This window comes from Sphingomonas sp. P2_B6 (assembly GCF_056404755.1).
Genome location: NZ_JBFUDK010000019.1, coordinates 118548 through 139042, shown reverse-complemented (window position 1 = coordinate 139042; position 20495 = coordinate 118548). Strand labels below are relative to the sequence as shown.

Below are 20495 nucleotides of genomic sequence, written 5' to 3'. Positions count from 1 at the left end.
GTGCGGCCGCAAGGGGATGAATCGCGCGCGAAGGACATGGCTTTCGGCAGAGGTCGAGTGGGCCGACTGCGCCAAATCAAAGCCTCCCGGGAAGTTCAGCCTATGAATGTTCGGCTGGCGCGCTCAGATGCGCTCCTTGCGTCGCCATGGCGCATTGTTGGGACGGACGGTTTCTCCGCCGCCTTGTGAGGATCGATCGATGTCGCGTTCGGGTCGCCTGTTCCTGCTGATGACGGCCTTGATGGCCGGGCTGTCCGCGCGACCGCTGTCGGGACAGGCCGAGGGAACGACGGCGGCGCCTGCCGCGATCTCGCAGACAGCCACGCAGCTGCCCTCGCAACCCTGGCCGCAAAAGGCCAGCGATGTGCCCGCGGATCCCGAGGTCCGCACCGGCACCCTGCCCAACGGCATGCGCTACGCGATCCTGCACAACGCCACCCCGCCCGGCCAGGCCTCGCTGCGCCTGCGTATCGATGCGGGATCGCTGATGGAGAAGGACGACCAGCTCGGGCTTGCCCATTTCATGGAGCATATGGCGTTCAACGGCACGACGCACATTCCGAAGAACGAGCTGATCGCCATCCTGGAGCGGCTGGGCATGGCGTTCGGTGCGGATCTCAACGCCGCGACCAGCTTCGACCAGACCTATTATCAGCTCGAATTGCCGCGCACCAATGACGAGACGGTCGACACCGCGCTGCGCGTGATGCGCGAGCAGGTGTCGGAAGCGACGATGGGGATCAGGGAAATCGACGAGGAACGCGGCGTGATCGCCGGCGAGGAGCGCCAGCGCAACACGCCCGCGCTGCGCATCTCGCGCAAGCAGCTCGACATCCTTGCCAGGGGGCAGAAGGTCGCCTCGCGCTTTCCGATCGGCGAGCTCAAGATCGTCAGCACGGCGCCGCGAGAACGCTTCGCCGACTTTTACGACAGCTATTACCGCCCCGAGCGGGCAACGCTGGTCGCCGTCGGCGACTTCGACGTCGCGTCGATGGAAACGAGGGTCCGCACGGCCTTTGCCGACTGGCAGCCCAGGGCGCCGGATGGCCCCGACCCCGATCTCGGCACGGTCGCCGGGCGCGGGCCGGAAACGCATATCCTGGTCGAGCCCGGCATTTCCTCCGGCATTTCACTGGCCTGGGTCCGCCCACCCGATCTGCGGCCGGACACTATCGCCAAGCGGCGCCGGAACACGATCGAATATCTCGGCCTGGCGGTGCTCAACCGCCGGCTTGCCGAACTGTCGCGCACCGACGACGCGCCGTTCCTCAATGCCAATGCCCGCCAGACCGAACTGGTGCGCAGCGTAGGCGTCACCACGCTCACCGCCCAGTTCGTGCAGGGCAAATGGAAGGCCGCGCTCGAGGCCGTCGACAAGGAACAGCGCCGCCTCGTTCGCTATGGCGTGACCGATGCCGAACTGCAGCGCGAGATCACCACCTATCGCACCGCGCTCGAAAATGCGGTGAAGGGCGCGCCCACCCGCAACACGCGCGGGCTGGCCGCCGGCATCGTCGGCGCGGTCAACGACCGGGAGGTGTTCACCGCGCCCCGGACGGATCTCGACCTGTTCGAAGCAGCGGTGAAGACGCTGACGGCAGCGCAGGTCAGCGACGCGGTGAAGCCGGTTTTCAGCGGCGGCGGTCCGCTGACCATGGTGATGTCGCCCGTCGCGATCGAGGGCGGCGAGAAGGCAGTGACGGCAGCGCTGCAGGTTTCACGCGCCGTTGCGGTCGCGGCACCCGGCGCCGTTGCCAAGCTGCCCTGGCCCTATACCGATTTCGGCAAGCCCGGCACCGTCACGCAGCGCCGGGAGATTGCCGATTTGGGGACGACCATTGTCACCTTCGCCAATGGCGTGACGCTGACGGTGAAGCCGACCAGTTTCAGCAAGGACGCCATCTCCATCAACCTGCTGACCGGCACGGGCGAGCGGAACTTTCCCCCCGACACGCTCGATCCGCGCGCCACCATGATCGGCAGCCTGCAATCGGGCGGGCTGGGCAAGATGACGACCGACGAGATCAGCCGCTCGCTCAACGGCCATGTCGTCGGCACGGGACTGGCCACGCTCGGCGACAAGTTCCTGCTGAGCGGCGGCACGCGGCGCGTGGACCTGCAGCTCCAGATGCAATTGATGGCGGCCTATCTGACCGACCCAGCCTATCGCGGCCAGGCGTTCGAACAGAGCAAGGCCAATTATCCGGCAAGCTATGAGGCGACGCTGGCCGTGCCGTCGGGCGCATTCGCCGTGCAGGCGAAGCAATTGCTGGCCGGCGGCGACGCGCGCGCGGCGGTGGTGCCCCCCGACATCCTGTCGCGATGGTCGATGGAAACCGAACGACCCGGCCTGAAGGCGCTGCTGTCGGTCGGGCCGATCCATATCACCATGGTCGGCGACCTGACCGTCGACGAGGCGATCGCCGTCACCGCGACCACCTTCGGCGCGTTGCCGCCGCGCCCGGCGCCCGGCATCCCCGTACCCGGCGCCGACCAGCGGCATTTCCCCGCGCCGATGGCGGCACCGCTCCGCTTCATGCACAAGGGACTCGCCGAACAGGGGCTCGGCTATGTCGCCTGGCCGGCGACCGATGCGATCGACGATCTGACCGAGGTCCGCCGCATCGAGATGCTGGCGGCCGTCCTGAAGCTGCGCGCGCTGGACGAGATACGCGAGAAGCAGGCACTGGCCTATGCACCGGGCGTATCGGCCAGCTATTCCAACAGTTACAAGGGCTATGGCGCCATCTCGGTGCAGGCGGAGACCGCGCCCGGCAAGCTGCCTGCCTTCTTCGCGGCGGTCGATGCGATCGCCGCGAGCCTGCGCGACACGCCGATCAGCGCGGACGAGTTGAAGCGGGCACGCGAGCCGCTGGTGGAGGCGGCGCGGCGGGCGCAAAATACCAATGGCTGGTGGCTCAACCAGCTCACCTATATCGTCGACCGGCCGCAGTATATTCCACAGACGCTGACCGCGGTGCCCCAGTTCGAGGCGATGACGCCGGCCGATATCGAGGCACTGGCGCGCAAATATCTGCGGCCGGAGCTTGCCTGGAAGGCGGAAGTCGTGCCCGAGCCGCCGGCCGGACCGGGCGCCGGCTGAGGCGCGCGGGGTCAGCCCAGCAGGATGGCCGATCCGGTAAAGGGCAGCACCAGATCATAGCCCGCCGGCGGGGGCGTTATCGGCGTCTCGGCCGAGGTACCGAACTGCGTCACGCCCGCGCCGAGATGCGCCGCCAGATCGTGCCGGCCGCCGGCGAAATCGAACGGACGGCTGTCGATCAGGCGCGCGGAAAAGACGTTGGTGCCGATCAACGGCACCGACGAACCCGCCACCGTCGTTCCCACCACCAGGCTGGCGCGGCGAAAGGTCGCGATCCGCTCGCCCAGCGCAAAGGAGGCGGGATCGTCAAAGGTCCCGGCCGGTCGACGCTGCAGATAGAGCGAGAATTGCCCGACCGGATCCACCCCGAGCGACAATGCGCCATTGTCGACCGCCTTCGCGTCGAACGGCCGGGCGGCGAAGGTGAAATGCGCGGTGGTCTCGCTGCGCGGGCCGTCGAACAACGGCACGTCGAGGAACGGCAGATGGAGGAAATAGCCGAAATCGGCGAGCGTGCCGTCGGGGGTGCGGTAGAAACGGCCCGTGACATACCAGGCGAGTTCGGCGGGGAGCAGAGCGGTCATGCGGCGATCCTGCGGTAAGGCGACCGCTTCATTCTGGCCTATCCGTGACGCAGCCGTCGACAGGGGATGCCACCATCGTTGAGGCTATGCTTCAGACTCCCGGGCGTCAGATCTTTGCCGCGAACAGCAACCGCCCCGGCCCGAGCCGGTCGAACACATAGTCGATCTGCGCTTCGCCGAATACGAAGCACCCGTCGCTCCGGCCCAGCATCGGCTGGACCAGCAGCAGCTCGGGGTTGGCGTACCAGGCACTGTGGATGACGATCGCGCGGTCTTCCGCATTGCTGTTGGTCGGATCCAGCCCGAGCAATCGCTGCGAGGCACCGTGATCGCCGACATAATAATCGGAGGTGAGGAAACTGCCCTCGGACGAGCAAAGCGAGCCATCGTCGTTCGAGAAATGTTGCAGCCAGCCGCTGTGATCCGGATCGGAACCCTTGCCGTGGGTCACGAGGAAGCTGGTGGTGGCACCGTTGCGCAGATCGACCAGATAGAAGCGCGGCTGGGAGGACGGCGCGCTGAAATCCACGATGGCCACGCGGTCGTCGAACTCGATCCGGTCGCGATGCCGGTCGAGCGCAACCAGCGCCTGGCCGAGCAGGGCTGGCCGGACCTTGCACGGCGCGGCGATCGGCGGAAAGTCGCCCAATGCCGCCGCGGCGGCGGCGCCGAGCGGATCGGGCAGCACCAGCGCAGCGGTCAGCGCGCCGACGACGCCCGCGCCCGTCCGCAAGATCGTGCGCCGCGTGGGCGTCGCTTCTTCATCCCGCAATGACATGCCTCGACGGTCTTCCTCTGCGCAGGCTATCAGATTTTTCCCGTCAATTCCCGACCAAAGTGACGGCACCAAATCACGCCATGGCCGTTGACGCCTCGAAGGGGGAACGCGCGACGACGAGGTGCTCATGCCGTTATCCCGGAGTTCGATCTGGTCGCTTGCCGCGGCGCTCCTCCTTGCCTGGACCGCGACGCCGGCGCGCGCGGCCGACGGCGCCCCGTTCACCAGCGACATGGTCGCCGCGCTCGAGCCGGGCCAGTTCCTCTGGAACGACGCCGGTGGCACGGGCGACATCCGGATCCTGGTCAGCATCCCGTTGCAGCGCATCCATGTCTATCGCGGCGAGACGCTGATCGGCCTGTCCCCGATCTCGAGCGGGGCGCCCGGCTTCGACACGCCCGTCGGCGACTTCACCATCCTGGAGAAGGACGCGAAGCACCGTTCCAACCTTTATTCGGGCGCGCCCATGCCCTTCATGATGCGCCTCACCTGGGACGGGATCGCGATCCATGCCGGCCGGAACCCCGGCTATCCCGATTCCCATGGCTGCGTCCGCGTGCCCATCGCCTTCGCCAGAAAGCTCTATGGCGTGATCGGGCTCGGCACGCGGGTAGTCGTCACCGACGATTATGCCGATCCCCTGTCCGTCGAGCCGGTGATCGACGCGCCAGTGGCGGCACCCGAGACGGTCTCCCCCGAAATGACGCGCGGCGCTGCAACATCGACGATCGCCTGGACGACACGCGCGCCGTAGCGGTTCGATCAATTTCTCTCGCCGGAATCCCCTAGCCGCATTGCCATCGGCGTTGCATCAATTCATGTTGCGACGCACAATCGATCAAATGATGCGCAAAGGGGACAGTGCGTGAACGATTCCGGCATGACCGACATCGATGCGATCGACTATCGCATCCTCCGCGAACTGGCGAGCGACGGCCGCGCCTCCGACGTCGCGCTGAGCGAACGCGTACATTTGTCGAGCACCGCCGTCGCCCGGCGGCGCAAGATCCTGGAGGAACGCGGCGCGGTGCGCGGTTATTCCGCCGATCTGGACATGGCGCGGCTTGGCTTCGGCATCGTCGTGATCGTGATGATCGAACTGAGGTCCCAGGCCGAAAACGTGCTGATGGAGTTCGAGACCGCCGTCGTGAAATGCCCGTCCATGTCCTATTGCAGCTTCGTCTCGGGCAATGTCGACTTCCTGATGATCATCCATGTGAAGTCGTTCGAGGATTACGACCGGGTCTATCGCAGCGAACTGTCCATGCTGCCGCATGTCGCCAAGATCCGCAGCAGCTTCGTCATGCGCGAAGTGGCGCAGCGATCGGTTCCGCCCGTCTTGCTCAAGGGCCCGGCCTGAGCGAGCGATTCGGACCGGATTCGGTGGTAACGCGGGAATCGGGCTAGCTGACGAGTGGTGGCGCCCGGAACCAGCGCTCGATGCACAATTCGTGAAAGAATCTACGCAAACATCGTCAATCTGCGCGTGAAAATAGCGACATCTCCTATCTGAACTCTGCTAATCTTGCGTCAGGGCAATTCCGCAGAGAATTGCCTCACCAGGGAGACTGCACTGCGCGAGTCATATTCGGGGCGCTGACCATCAGGTCGGCGTCGCAGGTGAGGTGCGCGCGACATACATCGGCCAGTAACTATAGCGTTCAATGACAATGTTCCGAAAAGGGACAGAGTGAAGGGAGAGGTTGCCCAGGGAGTAACAATAATCGGGGGCGACCATGACAATTTCATTCAGCGCGAACACGACTTCCGACCGCCGGCTTTTCAGGCGACATAGCCTTTCGACCGCCGGGATTCTGGCACTGGCGATCGTCGCCATGCCCGGCATCGCCAATGCGCAGACAGCGCCGGCGATGATGGCAAGCGTCGAGGACAAGGCACCGGCGGCCGGCGACACGGCACCGGTCGACACCGTCGTCCAGGACCAGTCAGCGGCCGGAGAGGCGCCCCAGGAGGAGATCACCGTCACGGGATCGCGCATCGTGCGCGACGGCTATGATGCCCCGACCCCGGTCAGCGTGATCAGCAGCAAGGAATTGCAGGCCGAGGCGCCGGCCAACATCGCCGACTTCGTCAACACGCTTCCCTCGGTACGCGGCAGCTCGACCGCGGCGAACTCGAACGGCTCGCTCAGCAACGGCCTGGCCGGCGTCGCGTCGGTCAACCTGCGCAACCTGGGGTCGCAGCGCACCCTGGTGCTGTTCGACGGCCAGCGCTCGGTCGCCTCGGCGACCAGCGGCGTGGTCGACGTCAACACCTTTCCCCAGGCGCTGGTCGAGCGGGTCGAAGTGGTGACCGGCGGCGCCTCCTCCGCCTATGGCTCGGACGCCGTTTCGGGTGTCATCAACTTCATCCTCGACAAGAAATATACCGGCATCAAGGGCAGCTACGAATATGGCGTCACCACCTATAGCGACGGCCCGAACCACAAGTTCACGCTGACGGCCGGCACCCCCTTTGCCGGTGGCAAGGGTCATGTCCTGGTCAGCGGCGAATATTTCACCCAGAAGGGCATCCAGTCGATCGACCGCGACTGGAACGACAGCGGCTTCTTCCAGATCGACAACCCCGCCTATAGCGAGACCGCGTGCAAGGACGCGCTGGCTTCGACGATTTGCTATCCGGCGCGCCTGATCCAGGGCGGGATCGGCACCGGCCAGTTCACCGAAGGCGGCCTGATCAGCACCGGGCCGTTCAAGGGCGTCTATTTCGGCCAGGTCGATCCGGCGACCGGCAAGGCCTCCGTCAATAATTTCGTGTTCGGCCCTTCCAATGGGCAATGGATGGTCGGCGGCGATTATCTGATCGGCCGCGAAGGCCATGTCAGCAGCGCGACCCTGCTGCCATCGGAGGACCGCAAGAGCGGGTTCGGCCGGATCTCCTATGAATTCTCGCCCGCGTTCGAGCTGTACGGCCAGATGGCGTACACCCGCTACCAGGGCCAGAGCTATTACCAGCAGACGCCGACCACGGGCGTGACCATCCAGATCGCGCCGTCCGCGACCAATGGCGGGCTGGTCAACGCCTATCTGCCGACCAGCTTCCTCAACCAGGTCAACGCCTATAACGCGAACCCCGCGAACACGACGAAGGTCACCACGGCCACGATCGGGACCAGCAATATCGGCATCCCGCCCCAGGGCAGCGACAATACCCGCGAGGTGTTCCGCTACGTCGTGGGTGCCAGCGGCGATTTCAGCCTGTTCGACCGCGAGCTGCACTGGGACGCCTATTACCAGAAGGGCATCACCAAGACCAACGAGCTGCTGACCAACGCCTGGAACATCGATCGCATGGCGCTGGCCACCGACGCGGTGGTGGCGCCGGCCGGCAACGCGTCGGGCATCGCCGCCGGCACCATCGTCTGCCGGTCGCGCCTGACCGCCGCCAATGTCAACAATGGCTGCGTGCCGATCAACCGCATCGGCGTGGGCGGCGTTTCGCCCGAGGCGCTGGCCTATGTCCTGTATGACGGCCTGCAACCGCTCCGGAAGCAGACGCTGAAGCAGGACGTGGCGGCGTTCAACCTGTTCACCAACAACCTGGTCGATCTCTGGGCCGGCCCGATCTCGCTCGGCTTCGGCGGCGAATGGCGTCAGGAATCGGTGACCGGATCGGTCGATCCGCTGTTCCAGCCGCGCGTCGCCAATGGCGTGACCAGCGGCACCTGGATCTACGGCAACTATCTGCCCACCTTCGGCAAATATAATGTGAAGGAAGCCTATCTCGAGACCATCGTGCCGCTGTTCAAGGGCGCGGATTTCAACGGCGCCTTCCGCCTGACCGACTATTCCACCTCGGGCACCGTCAGCACCTGGAAGGCGGGCGTGACCTGGCAGCCGATCCGCGACGTCAAGTTCCGCGGCACCATCTCGCGCGACATCCGCGCGCCCAACCTGGGTGAGCTGTTCGCGCCCGGCACGGGCCGCACCAATACCGTCAACGTGCCGGTCCCGAATGGCACGCGCATCGACCAGCGCGTCGACCAGTTCAACGAATCCACCGTCGGCAACCCGGCGCTCAGCCCGGAAGTCGCCAAGACCTACGGCGTCGGCGCGATCTTCACGCCCAGCTTCATCCCCGGCCTCGCCTTCTCGGTGGACTATTTCCAGATCAAGCTCAGCGGGGCGATCGCCAATATCGGTGCCCAGACGCTGGTCACGCAATGCTATGAACAGAGCAATGCCGCAGCTTGTGCCGCCATTTCCACCACCGGCGGCCGTGGCGTCACCACCACCGGCCTGCTCATCACCAGCATCGAGCTGAAGCCGACCAATTTCGTCGGCATCGAAGCCAAGGGTATCGATTTCGAGGCAAGCTATCGCAAGCCGATCGGCCCCGGCGCCCTGACGCTGCGCGCGCTGGTGACCAAGAATATCAGCCTCTACACCGACAATGGCGTCGACGTGCCGACCGAGGCAGCCGGCCAGAATTCGGGCAGCCTGCCCGACTGGACCTATCGCCTGACCGCCGGATACGATGTCGGGCCCTGGGGCTTCCAGCTGGTCGGCCGCGGCGTGAGTGGCGGCGTGTACGACAACAGCTATATCGTCTGCAGCACGGATTGCCCGGTCTCGACCGTGGCGAACCGCACGGTGAACCGCAACGACATCGCCGGTGCGATCTATGTCGACCTGCAGGTCAATCACGAGTTCGAGATTGCCGGCGCCAAGACCACGGCGTTCCTGTCGATCAAGAACCTGCTCGATACCGATCCGGTGCTCGTCGGCAACGGCCCGACCGGCAACAATACCCCGGCATATCCGCAGACCAACCGCAACCTCTACGATGTCCTCGGCCGCGTGTTCCGGGTCGGCGTCCGGTTCGATTTCTAAACCCCAAGACCAGAAAAGATCAGGAGAATTTCAACATGAAGAAGATGGTTGGATTGACGGTCGCCTTGCTGTCCACCGCGCTTTACGTTCCCACCGCCGCCAACGCCCAGGCCAAGCCTGCGCTCAAGGCAGCGGCCGCCGCAAACGTCGATGCCCATGCCAAGCTGGTGCAGGAGATGGTCGACTCGATCTACAGCTTCGCCGAGCCGGGCTTCCAGGAGTTCAAGACCTCCGAATACATCACCGGCATCCTCGAGAAGGAGGGCTTCAAGGTCACCCGCGGCGTGGCGGGCATCCCGACCGCCTTCACCGCGACCTGGGGCGAAGGCGGCCCGCTGATCGCCTTGGGCAGCGACATCGACGGCCTGCTCGGCCTGTCGCAAATGCCGGGCACGCCGAAGATCACGCCGATGGTGCCGGGCGCGCCGGGGCATGGCGAAGGTCATAACAGCGGCATGCCGCTGATCGTCGCCGCGGCGATCGCCGCCAAGGACGTGATGATCAAGAACAACATCAAGGGCCGGCTGATGATCTGGCCGGGCGTCGCCGAGGAGCTGCTCGCGACCAAGGCCTATTATGTCCGCGAAGGCCTGTTCAAGGGCGTCGATGCCTCGATCTTCACGCATGTCGGCAATCGCTTCGGCACCGGCTATGGCGAGATGGGCAATAACGGCATGGTCTCGGTGGAATACAGCTTCCACGGCAAGACCTCGCATGCCGCCGGCGCGCCCTGGGCGGGCCGCAGCGCGCTCGACGGGGTCGAGGTGATGGACATGGCGTGGAACATGCGCCGCGAGCACCTGCCGCTCACCCAGCGCTCGCACTATGTCATCACCAATGGCGGCGGGCAGCCCAACGTCGTGCCGGGCGAAGCATCGGTCTGGTATTATTTCCGCGAACAGACCTTCGATTCGATCCGCAAGCTCTACGAGACGGGCAACACCATCTCCGAAGCCGCGGCGATGGCGACGGGCACCACGGTCACGCGGCGCGTGCTCGGCTATGCCGCGCCCAATTTTGGCAACAAGCCGATGGCCGAGGCCGCCTATGCCAATATCAAGGCAGTCGGCATGCCGAAATGGACCGCCGACGACCAAGCTTTCGCCAAGGCCGTGCAGGAGAGCAACGGCCTGAAGGTCCAGCCGCTGTTCGACACGATCGCGCCGCTCTCCACGCCGGAGACGCGCGGCCCCTCCAATGGCGGCGGCTCGGACGATATCGGCGACATCATGTGGACGGTGCCGACGATCACGATCGGCTTCCCCTCCAACGTGCCCAGCACGATCGGCCATAACGTCACCGCGGCGATCGCGATGGCGACCCCGATCGCGCACAAGGGCGCCGTGGCGGGCGCCAAGGCGGTGGCGATGACGGTGCTCGACCTGATGACGACGCCCAAGCTGATCGCCGACGCCAAGACCTATTTCAACACGGTGCAGCAGAAGGACCAGAAGTACGATCCGGTGCTGACCGCGGCGGACAAGCCGGCGATCGACCTCAACACCCAGCTGATGGCGCAGATGCGGCCGCAGATGGAGAAATTCTATTACGATCCGACCAAGTACAGCAGCTATCTCGAGCAGATGGGGGTCAAATATCCGGCGGCCGCTTCGCCGCCGCCGCCTGCCGCGAAGTAACGCCCGCGTCCCCAGCCGTCATGCCGGACTTGTTCCGGCATCCATCGTCCCGCAGACACCGCAGTCGTTGCGCGCGCGGAACCATGGACCCCGGAACAAGTCCGGGGTGACGGTGGAGGGGTTACCGACACAGATCACCCCCTCCTATCGGAACAGGTCCATGAACAAGGCGAAGCTGCTCACTTCCTCGCTCGGCGCGATCTGCCTGGTCGCGCTCTCCCCATCCGCCATCGCGCGCCCGGCCGACCCGCCGGCAAAGGGCGCCTCGCTGCCCGCGCGCGTCGATGGTTTCATCCCCTATTATTTCGATGCGGCGAAGGGCCGCGTGCTGCTCGAAGTGCCGATGTTCGACGCGGACGTGCTCTATTACGTCTCCGCCGCGACCGGCGGCGGATCGGTCGAGCTGCCGTTCGATCGCGGCGTGATGGACAGCGCGGTGATCCGCTTCACCCGCGTCGGCGGCAAGGTGCTGGTCAACGAGCAGAATCTGCGCTTCCGCTCGCTCAACGGCGATGCCGCGCATGCGCAGGGCGTGGCGGACAGCTTCCCCACCTCGACCCTCGCCGCGCTGCCGATCGAGTCCGAGAGCGGCGGCAAGGTGGTGGTCGACGCGACCTCCTTCTTCATGCGCGATGCCGCCAATGTGGAGGCGCAGCTTCGCCGCGCGAACCAGGGCAGCTTCAAGTTCGATGCCGGCAAGAGCAGCTTCTACCCCGCACGGATGAAGGCCTTTCCCGACAATACCGAGATCGAGACCAGCGCGACCTTCGTCGCCGACAATCCCGGCGCGCTGGTGACGGGCGTGACGCCCGATCCGCGCATGATGACGATGCGCATCCACCACAGCTTCCTGCGCGCGCCGACCGGCTATACCCCGCGCGAGGCCGATCCGCGGATCGGGGTGAGCGCGGTGCGGTTCCAGGATTATTCGAAGCCGTTCAGCGAGAGCCCGGAGGAAAGCTGGATCACCCGCTGGCGGCTGGAGAAGAAAGACCCGAGCGCCGCGATCAGCGATCCGATCAAGCCGATCACCATCTATTTCGATCCCGCCATCCCCGCCCCGATCCGCCATGCGATGAAGGAAGGTCTGCTGTGGTGGAACAAATCCTATGAGGCAGCGGGCTTCAGCAACGCGATCGTCGCGCTCGATGCGCCGGCCGACATGGACCCGATGGACATCCGCTACGCCTATGTCCTGTGGATCAACCGCGACGAGCGCGGCTTCTCCTCGGGCGGCACCTATCGCGATCCGCGCACCGGCGAAGTGATCGGGTCCAAGGTGCGTATGGACACGCACCGCATCCGCACCGTCGGCAATTACTGGGACGTCTACAGCGCCGGCCTGCCCGCCGATGGCAGCGGCATCACCATCGCCGATCCCAATCTGCTGAGCGACGACGCGATGGCGGCGATGCCCAAGGGGCAGCGCGACATGGTGCTGCTGCGCCAGGCGCTGCTCACCGCGCATGAGCTCGGCCATGCCCAGGGTTTCGGCCATAACTTCGCCTCGAGCCTCAACAACCGCGCCTCGGTGATGGAATATCCGACGCCCCGGGTGAAGGTGGTGAACGGCAAGCTCGACCTCAGCGAGAGCTTCCAGAAGCAGATCGGCGCCTATGACACCTACATGGTGCGCTACGCCTACACCCCCTTCCCCGCCGCGTCGGAAAAGGCCGGGCTCGACGCGATCATCGCCGACATGCGCGCCAAGGGCATCATCTACGTCCCCGACACCGATCCGCGCTGGACCTGGTATGACGACCGCGCGACGCCGACCGAGAATCTGCGCGAGGACATGGCCGCGCGCGCGATCATGATCGCCAATTACGGACAGGGCATGCTGAAGGCGGACGAGCCGGTCGGGTCGCTGCGCAACACCCGGCTGTGGATGGCCTATCTCCACCATCGCTACGCGATCGAATCCGGCCTGAAATATGTCGGCGGCCTCTATGAGAACATCGTGGTCAAGGGCGACACATTGCCGCCGACCGAGTTCATCCCGGCCAAGCTGCAGCGCGACACGCTCGGCCTGTTGATGGAGGCGATCGAGCCGAAGAACCTGGCGCTGCCGGAATCGCTGCTGGTGCAGCTCACCCCCGATCCGGGCAACAACCTCGAGGACCTGTCGACCGACGACGTGTTCGACCAGCTGCGCGCCGCGCGCATCCTCGCCGGCATGGTGGTCGAACCGCTGTTCGACGCGGCCAAATCGACCCGGATGATCGCGCTCGGCGCGCGCCAGCCCGATACGCTGACCTTTCCGGAAATGGTCGACACCGTCCTCGCGCATAGCTGGAGCGCGGCGGCCGACGCCACTGCGTCCGACCGCGCGCTGCGCCGGGTGACGCAGCAGGTCGCGCTGGAATCGATGATGATCCTGGGCGGCAATGACGACGCCGCGCCCGAGGCGCGCGCCTATGTGCTCGACAAGCTCTCGACCCTGGCGACGACGCTCAGGACCAGGCCCGGCGGCGATGCGCTGACCACGGCCTTTTACCGCCAGACCGCGCGGGACATCGCGCACTATCTGGAAGACCCCAAGGCCAATGCGCCGAAGACGGCGACGCCGAGCTGGGGCAAGGGACCGCGTTCGCGCTTCCCGCAGCCGCCGGGGCCACCTTTGGGCTGATTTCAATCCTTGTGTCGGGGCCCGGCGATCGGCCGGGCCTCGACCTGATGCAGCCGGACCGGTTATAAATACCCAGTCCGATCAACACGATATATCGACGATATTGGCTCGCTTCGTCGCATTTGCGTCACATTATCGACAATTGGCGGAACATCGCCCCTTAATCTGCATTAAGCCCCCAAGTGGGGAACAATGGACAAGCGCAAAAAACTCGAAGCCGAGATAGCCCGCATCGAAGCGACGCAGGATGCGTTGCGCGAGAGCATCGAGGAAACCAAGCAGCTTTCGGCCAAGGCCGAGGAGCTGCTCCAGCAGCACAAGAAGTCGCTTCAGGCTCAATCGGACGATTGACCGATCCGCAGCGCCAACGCGGCGGGGCTATTTCTTCCCGGCGCCGTTCTGCTTGAGGAACGCGATCACATTGGCCTGATCCTGCGGATTGGGCAGCCCGATGAAGATCATCTTGGTGCCCGGCAGCGCCTGGCGCGGCGCGGCGAGAAAGCGGGCGAGGTTCTTGTCGTTCCACACCTGGCCCGAGGCTTTCATCGCCGGCGAATAGTTGAAGCCGGCCACGGTGCCCGCCTTGCGATTGACCACGCCGCGCAGAGTGGGGCCAAGACCGTTCTTGCCCGACGGATCGACGCTGTGACACGAAGCGCATTTCTTGAACACCACGGCCCCGGCCACGGCATCGGCGGGCGGCGCGGCGGACGCCGCGGTGGCACCGGCCAGCATTGCGATCGCCGTCAGACCAGCAAGATACTTCATTCGGATGCTCCCATACGCAACGTCACGATCTTCGCCCTCGCGCATTCCAGTTGAACCGGTGATGACCGGCCAGCGGGAGAGTCGCGCGGCGCTCTTCCCTTAAGGCGGGCTTGCCGCGACCTTGCAATGCCCTTGTTCGGCCCCCTCGCACGGTGAGGGCGCGAAGACTCTAGCCGGCGACCTTCAGGCCCTTTGCCGACAGGCTGCGAAAGGTGACCGACCAGCGGCGCACCGCCATGGCGGCGATGCTGTGCTCCCAGCCGTGCCGCGCCTCCCCGCCCAGATGATAGATGGAGCGTGGGGCGAGCGGCTGCGCGGCGCGATCGAAGCCCTGTTCCGTGCGCCGCCGCAGCCTGAGCGTCGCCTCGGCCTCGAGCGAGATGCCGACGACATGCTCGAACACCGGCCGGTCGCGGTGCCAGCCGATGCCGGCGCCGGGATCGTAGCGGACGATCAGCGCCTGGACGAGATCGGCGACCGCCAGCCCGGCAAAACCGGCCGCCCGCTCGCGCAGGGGCAGCAGGAAATCGGGGATCGGCTCGGTCGGGCCGAAGCTCGCATCGTCGAAGTCGTAGCGCCAGCCGAACGACGTGGTCAGCCGCTTGCCCAGCCAGCCCTGGAAACGGAACGGCGTGACCTCGATCCGGTCGAGATGCTCGACCAGCGTTCGTTCCTCATCGGGCGTGACGATGTCCGGCGCATAGTCGATGCCCGCGGGCAGGCCGGGCGGCAGCGCGGGCTGAATGCCGAACAGGTCGATCCGGCTCGCCACTATGCCGTCGCCGCGCGCCCGAGGCGCGCCGGGCCGGTCGGCGCCTGCTCGCCGCGCGAATAGGTGCCGGTCGTCACGCCCGCCGCCAGCACGCGCCCGCGGATCGCCTCGACGATCGCCGCGCGGCCCGGATTGGCGCCGAGCGCCGGCGTCTCCGACAGCGCGAAGAGCTGGAACACATAATCGTGCGAGCCGTGCCCGGTCGGCGGATCGGGCGCCAGCCAGCCCTGGGCGAAGAAACTGTTGCGCCCGACATCGCGGCCATCGCCGTCGCCCGCGCCGTCCTCGGCGATCGCGCCCTCGGCCAGCCGGTGCTCGTCGGCGGGCAGGCCCCAGACCACCGCATGGACCAGAGGCGTCAGCGACGGCGCGTCGGGATCCTCGACGATCAGCGCCAGGCTCAGCGTGCCCTCCGGGACTGGGCCCCACACCAGCGGCGGCGACACGCCGGCCCCGTCAGCGGTGAATCGCTCGGGCAGGCGCGCGCCATTGGCGAAGGCCGGGCTGGACAGGTCGATCGCATCGCCGGTCAGGCCGAGGTCGATATCGGCAATGACCAGCCGGGCATGGCCGGCGCGCACGCCCTTGAACAGACTCCCCAGCCAGTGCGGCACATGTTCGAGCATCGGCGGCCTCCTTCATGCGTTAGATGGGATCAACCCGCCGATGTTGCGAGGTTTCCGTGAGAGGACGCCGCCGATGAAGATCGCGACCTATAATGTGAACGGGGTCAATGGCCGCCTGCCCGTGCTGCTGCGCTGGCTCGAGGAGAGCGCGCCCGATGTGGTGTGCCTGCAGGAGCTGAAGGCGCCGGACGAGAAATTCCCCGCCGATGCGATCCAGGCCGCGGGCTATGAGGCGATCTGGCACGGGCAGAAGAGCTGGAACGGCGTCGCGATGCTCAGCCGGGTCGGCGCGCCGGTGGAGACGCGACGCGGCCTGCCCGGCGACCCGGACGATCAGCACAGCCGCTATATCGAGGCAGCGGTGAACGGCGTGCTGATCGCCGGGCTCTATCTGCCCAACGGCAATCCCCGGCCCGGCCCGAAATTCGACTATAAGCTGGCCTGGTTCGAGCGGCTGATCCTGCATGCGGCCGAGTTGCTCGCGACGGGCATGCCGGTCATCATCGCCGGCGACTTCAACGTGATGCCGACCGAGCGCGACGTCTACAAGCCCGAGCGCTGGCTCGACGACGCGCTGTTCGCGCCCGAGGTGCGCGCCGCCTTTTTCCGCCTGCTCGACCAGGGCTGGACCGATGCGCTGCGGACCAGGCACCCCGACGAGACGATCTACACCTTCTGGGATTATTTCCGGAACGCCTATGCCCGCAATGCCGGGCTGCGCATCGATCACCTGCTGCTCAGCCCCTCGGTCGCGCCCCGGCTCGTCGCGGCCGAGGTCGATCGCGAGGTGCGCGGCTGGGAGAAGAGCAGCGACCATGCCCCGGTGTGGATCGAGATCGAGGACTGAGCAGGCTGGTGCCCGGCAGCCCGAATGTCGTCAGATCAACCTGATAAAAGGGCATTGCCGGCCATGAGCGATGTTAGAGACTCCCACCGCAACAAATGTTAGATTCCATTATCGCCGGGCCTACCGTTGCGAGTCGGCGACCGAGAGCAGGTGGAGAGCTCCCCGCATTGACTGATGGGGGTTGTCATGCCGAATCAGACCGATCGCGAGTATTTCCGTCGCCGCGCCGAGCAGGAGCGCGAAGCGGCCGCGAAGACCGGCGCTTCCGCGCGCGTGATCCATGCCGACCTGGCCGGCCGTTACGCGCACCTGGCCGGGGACGATGCGCCGGCGGAACCGGATCGCAGCACGAGCGAATAGGCACGGCGCCGGATTGCGGGCGATGCAGGGACAGTGAAACGAAGGCGCCCAGAGCGGCGAGCGTTAAATCTGATCCGTTCGTCCTGAGTGGGGATCGAGGTGCCGAAGGCGTATCGAGAGCCCGTATCGAAGGACAGGTGGTCGCGCGGAACCTGTCCTTCGATACGCCCTCTCGATACGCCGCTGCGCGGCTACTCGATGGCTACTCAGGACGAACGGGTGTTGGTGGCTTTGATGGCCTGGCTGGAAAGGTGGTTGTAACGACGCACGGCACCTCGCCACGATCGTCCCCCAACTGGGCCCCGGCCTTCGCCGGGGAAGCAAGAAAAGGGGAGAGGCGAGCGCCTGTGCTGCTCCGATTTACCGCACGATGATCTAGGCGATCGGCGCTGGCCGCCCTAGGCTCGCCGTCATGCTCTATCTCGCGATCAAGGCCCTTGTCTCGGGCATCATCATCGCCGCGGTCTCCGAGATCGCGAAGCGCAGTCCCGGCTTCGGCGCGCTGGTCGCGTCGCTGCCGCTCGTCTCGGTGCTGGGCATGATGTGGCTGTGGCACGACAAGCCCGATGCCGCGACCATGGCCGATCATGCCGGCGCGACCTTCTGGTACGTGTTGCCGTCGCTGCCGATGTTCCTGCTGATCCCGGCGCTGTTGCGCCACGGCGTGCCGTTCTGGCTGGCGCTGTTCGCCGGGTGCGCGCTGACCGTCGCGCTGTATCTCGCGATGATGTGGATCGGGCCGCGCTTCGGGCTGCGGCTCTAGGAATTTCCAACAAGGTTCGGGCCGGGTTTTCGCTGTTCCGCGGCCATAACAGGGACAGAACAGGGAAGAATTGTTTTTTCCGCTGCGAGCGGTCGACCGACCGTCATAAAGACGATGTTTATCAACAAGATGTGGTCACCATCCCTGTTATGGATAACAGCGAACGGTGCCCGGATAACAGGGAAGATGCCGCCCGGAAAAGGGAAAGCGGATCTTCCAACAGATGCCGGCGATGTCAAAGAGCGTGAGCGCCGTGAAGGCGCGATTCCGGCCGACGCTGCCACGATCCCGGGCGCTTTTGAATCGACGTGCTGCCTTCGTGCCGATGTTCCGACCGATCCCGGCGCTGCTGCGTGCCGGGTGCGTGCTGACCGTTGTGCTGCGCGAAGAAGGATGATTCGCGCGGAGGCGCGGAGATTGTCGGAACTGCGCGATTCGGCATGATCTCTCCGCGCCTCCGCGCCTCTGCGTGAACCGCTCTCTTCACGGGACGGTGCCGAACGAGGTCGGCAGTGGCCGTGGCATCGTGCCGCGCGCCAACGCCGTGCAGCTTTCGCGGCGCGTTGGATGCCGGAACAAGTCCGGCATGACGGTGTGGTTATGGCTCCTGCCGGAAACAAACCGCGCCCGGCCGGCTTATTGGTGCTGGCGTTCCAGATAGAGATAGCCCGGCTCGAACTCGGCGATCTTGCGCAGCCGGGCCAYGTCCCCGATCGTCACGCGACCCTTGCCGAATTCGACCGCGCCCTGTTCGCGCAATTCCCGCAAGGTGCGATTGACATGGACCGCAGTGAGCCCGAGGCATTCGGCGATGTCGATCTGAGTGAGCTTGAGGTCATAGCTCGTCTCGTCGGCAAGCCCGACCAGCCCGAGCCTGACATGCAGCTCGCAGAACAGATGCGCGGTCTTCGACAGCGCGGTGCGCCGCCCGAGCGACACTTCCCATTCGCGGTGGATCGCCGCGTCCAGGTTGGTCGAAAACCAGTACATCCGGGCGAGATGCGGATGATCCTCGGTGATGCGGGTCAGCCGGTCGTGCGGCACCACCGCGATCCGGCAGGGCGTCAGTGCCATGATGTTGTGGTCGAGCCGCTTCAGCGAGAAGCTGTGCAGATCGACGAAATCGCCCGGCACGTGCAGCTCGGTGATCTGCCGCTCGCCATTGCGCAGGTCCTTGTACCGGCACATCAGCCCGTCGAGCAGCATGGTCGAGGTCGACAGCAATTGCCCGGCATGGATGATCGTGGTGCGCGCCGCCACCTCGCGGGGTTCGAACATGGCGGCGCGGATCGCCTGTTCCTCTTCAGCGCTGACGTCGTCGCGGGCGCGCAGGCGCATCAGATGCTTTTCGATCATCCGCTCTTTTTCCCGGGCTGGCGCACCTCGACGGCTTCGCCGAACGGCACGGTCCGCTCGGCGGCGCCGTCGCCGTTGGTGATCTCGATGCGACCGTCGAGGTCGATCTCGCCGCCTTCGAGCTCGTCCGCGAGGATGGACCGGATACCGGCCAGCGCCGCGTCATGCGCTTCGTCCGGGCCGGACAGTTCCTGCCCTTCCTCGTCGGGGGTGAGGCCGGTGCCGTTATGGATGTGGAAATAATATCTGGGCATCAGGCCCGAACGCCGCACCACCGCTTTCGCTCCGGGGGATGTGACGGGGCCATGCCATCAGGGGTCACCCGGTGCCGACATGACCGGAGAATGGTCAGCCGGACGGGCTGATCTCCACCGCGTCAGCGCGCAGGCAGTGAGCACCGCGCCGTTACGGTCCTTAACCTTGATCGATCCGCGCGACTGTCTCTCAGCCACCGGAACCCAAACGCATATCCCGGTGATGGCGTTTTCATATCGTCGGCACGGCGACGTCACTATCATTTAACATAGGTTGTAGTTGTTTTTTCCAACTTTTGTTCCCGTTGCCGCACTGCATGTGTTAAAGCCGGACCATCGTCATTGGGTTAAGTCCGGGTCCGGCGACTGAGAGATGCGTGAGCTCCCGCCCATCGGAGAGCCTGCATGTCGTCGGACGATCATCCCCTGTCCAAATTGGTGCGCAAGCTGGAAAGCCGTACCGCACTTGGCCCGTCAGATCGCACGGCAATCATGGCGCTGCCCTTCACCGAGCGGACCTATGAAGCGCCGGCCTATGTGCTGCGCGAGGGCGAGCCGGCCAGGAAACAGTGCAGCTTCGTGCTTTCCGGTCTCGCCTTCCGGCAGAAGCTGGCGGCGACCGGCGCGCGGCAGATCGTCTCGATCCATATGGCGGGCGACTTTCTTGACCTGCAGCATCTGTTCCTCAATCGCGCCGACCACAGCATCCAGGCGCTGAGCCGGCTGGAGACGGCCGAGATCGACCGCGTGGCGCTGCAGGAGCTGGTGCTGCGCCATCCGGCGATCGGCCGCGCGATGTGGACCGACGCGCTGATCGACGCGTCGATCTTTCGCGAATGGGTGCTGAATGTCGGTCGCCGCGACGCCAAGGCGCGGGTCGCGCATCTGTTGTGCGAGGTATCCGTGCGGATGGAAGCGGCGGGGCTGACCGATGGCCAGGGCTATCATCTGCCGCTCACCCAGGAGCAATTGGGCGACGCGGTCGGCCTGACCAGCGTGCATGTGAACCGTACGCTCAAGGCACTGAGCGAGCTCGGGCTGATCCGGCGCGACAAGCGCCATGTCCGCTTCGACGATCTCGACCGCCTGAAAGCCGCGGCCGATTTCAGCGCGCTCTATCTGCATCTCGACCAGACGGTGATGCCGCCAGAATAGGCCGGGATTG

19 protein-coding genes are annotated in these 20495 nt (G+C 65.7%); 12 read left to right on the top strand and 7 right to left on the bottom strand.

Features of this window, described 5'->3' with window-relative positions; translation table 11 throughout:
- Positions 1-199 precede the first annotated feature (199 nt).
- Positions 200-3103, top strand: a complete 2904-nt coding sequence (locus AC1DX5_RS21435; RefSeq protein WP_478017298.1) for a M16 family metallopeptidase — start codon at positions 200-202, stop codon at positions 3101-3103.
- 11 nt (positions 3104-3114) lie between these two features.
- Here AC1DX5_RS21435 and AC1DX5_RS21430 read toward each other — a convergent pair whose 3' ends face one another.
- Together AC1DX5_RS21430 and AC1DX5_RS21425 are read right to left on the bottom strand one after the other, a co-directional pair.
- The gene (locus tag AC1DX5_RS21430; RefSeq protein ID WP_478017297.1) at positions 3115-3687 is read right to left on the bottom strand and encodes a hypothetical protein; all 573 of its coding nucleotides are present in this window, start codon (positions 3685-3687) and stop codon (positions 3115-3117) included.
- 106 nt (positions 3688-3793) lie between these two features.
- Positions 3794-4465 (bottom strand): murein L,D-transpeptidase catalytic domain family protein, encoded by a 672-nt coding sequence (locus AC1DX5_RS21425; protein ID WP_478017296.1) that lies wholly within the window; start codon positions 4463-4465, stop codon positions 3794-3796.
- A gap of 127 nt (positions 4466-4592) precedes the next feature.
- On the opposite strand from AC1DX5_RS21425, the gene AC1DX5_RS21420 reads away from it, so the two are divergent.
- From AC1DX5_RS21420 to AC1DX5_RS21395, 6 genes are all read left to right on the top strand, one after another.
- On the top strand, positions 4593-5219 hold the full coding sequence (locus tag AC1DX5_RS21420) for a L,D-transpeptidase family protein (protein ID WP_478017295.1): 627 nt from the start codon (positions 4593-4595) through the stop codon (positions 5217-5219).
- Between the two features lie 126 nt (positions 5220-5345).
- On the top strand, positions 5346-5825 hold the full coding sequence (locus AC1DX5_RS21415; protein WP_478017294.1) for an Lrp/AsnC family transcriptional regulator: 480 nt from the start codon (positions 5346-5348) through the stop codon (positions 5823-5825).
- A 376-nt stretch (positions 5826-6201) separates the two neighbouring features.
- A complete protein-coding gene (locus tag AC1DX5_RS21410) occupies positions 6202-9318 on the top strand; it encodes a TonB-dependent receptor plug domain-containing protein (RefSeq protein ID WP_478017293.1) in 3117 nt (1038 codons plus the stop codon).
- A 44-nt stretch (positions 9319-9362) separates the two neighbouring features.
- Complete coding sequence (locus AC1DX5_RS21405; protein WP_465173991.1) at positions 9363-10955, top strand: amidohydrolase; 1593 nt, start codon at positions 9363-9365, stop codon at positions 10953-10955.
- 160 nt (positions 10956-11115) lie between these two features.
- Positions 11116-13584: a DUF5117 domain-containing protein gene (locus tag AC1DX5_RS21400; protein ID WP_478017292.1), complete on the top strand. Its 2469-nt coding sequence runs from the start codon at positions 11116-11118 to the stop codon at positions 13582-13584.
- A 192-nt stretch (positions 13585-13776) separates the two neighbouring features.
- Positions 13777-13935: a hypothetical protein gene (locus tag AC1DX5_RS21395; protein WP_478017291.1), complete on the top strand. Its 159-nt coding sequence runs from the start codon at positions 13777-13779 to the stop codon at positions 13933-13935.
- Positions 13936-13962: 27 nt separating this feature from the next.
- Here the strand turns inward: AC1DX5_RS21395 and AC1DX5_RS21390 are convergent, their stop codons facing one another.
- The 3 genes from AC1DX5_RS21390 to AC1DX5_RS21380 form a co-directional block, all read right to left on the bottom strand.
- On the bottom strand, positions 13963-14352 hold the full coding sequence (locus tag AC1DX5_RS21390; RefSeq protein ID WP_465170390.1) for a c-type cytochrome: 390 nt from the start codon (positions 14350-14352) through the stop codon (positions 13963-13965).
- Positions 14353-14521: 169 nt separating this feature from the next.
- Positions 14522-15124: an alpha-ketoglutarate-dependent dioxygenase AlkB gene (locus AC1DX5_RS21385; protein WP_478017290.1), complete on the bottom strand. Its 603-nt coding sequence runs from the start codon at positions 15122-15124 to the stop codon at positions 14522-14524.
- Positions 15124-15750 (bottom strand): YbhB/YbcL family Raf kinase inhibitor-like protein, encoded by a 627-nt coding sequence (locus tag AC1DX5_RS21380; protein ID WP_465170392.1) that lies wholly within the window; start codon positions 15748-15750, stop codon positions 15124-15126. Before AC1DX5_RS21380 ends, AC1DX5_RS21385 begins: the two co-directional genes overlap by 1 nt.
- Positions 15751-15823: 73 nt before the next feature.
- On the opposite strand from AC1DX5_RS21380, the gene xth reads away from it, so the two are divergent.
- The 4 genes from xth to AC1DX5_RS21360 all read left to right on the top strand — a co-directional run bounded on the left by xth (position 15824) and on the right by AC1DX5_RS21360 (position 18117).
- Positions 15824-16597, top strand: coding sequence for an exodeoxyribonuclease III (xth, locus tag AC1DX5_RS21375; RefSeq protein WP_478017289.1), 774 nt, complete (start codon positions 15824-15826; stop codon positions 16595-16597).
- A gap of 186 nt (positions 16598-16783) precedes the next feature.
- Positions 16784-16957 carry a hypothetical protein gene (locus AC1DX5_RS21370; RefSeq protein ID WP_465174621.1) on the top strand — a complete coding sequence of 58 codons (174 nt, stop codon included), beginning with the start codon at positions 16784-16786 and terminating at the stop codon, positions 16955-16957.
- 412 nt (positions 16958-17369) lie between these two features.
- Positions 17370-17720 carry a DUF3147 family protein gene (locus AC1DX5_RS21365; protein ID WP_478017288.1) on the top strand — a complete coding sequence of 117 codons (351 nt, stop codon included), beginning with the start codon at positions 17370-17372 and terminating at the stop codon, positions 17718-17720.
- A 232-nt stretch (positions 17721-17952) separates the two neighbouring features.
- Complete coding sequence (locus tag AC1DX5_RS21360; protein ID WP_478017287.1) at positions 17953-18117, top strand: hypothetical protein; 165 nt, start codon at positions 17953-17955, stop codon at positions 18115-18117.
- Positions 18118-18356: 239 nt separating this feature from the next.
- On the opposite strand, the gene AC1DX5_RS21355 is transcribed toward AC1DX5_RS21360, so the two are convergent.
- Positions 18357-19076, bottom strand: coding sequence for a Crp/Fnr family transcriptional regulator (locus AC1DX5_RS21355; RefSeq protein WP_478017286.1), 720 nt, complete (start codon positions 19074-19076; stop codon positions 18357-18359).
- Entirely contained in the window at positions 19073-19348 is a 276-nt protein-coding gene (locus tag AC1DX5_RS21350) for a DUF6894 family protein (RefSeq protein WP_478017285.1), read from the bottom strand. The genes AC1DX5_RS21355 and AC1DX5_RS21350 overlap by 4 nt, the downstream gene beginning before the upstream one ends.
- A gap of 387 nt (positions 19349-19735) precedes the next feature.
- On the opposite strand from AC1DX5_RS21350, the gene AC1DX5_RS21345 reads away from it, so the two are divergent.
- A complete protein-coding gene (locus AC1DX5_RS21345) occupies positions 19736-20485 on the top strand; it encodes a Crp/Fnr family transcriptional regulator (RefSeq protein ID WP_465174626.1) in 750 nt (249 codons plus the stop codon).
- Positions 20486-20495 lie beyond the last annotated feature (10 nt).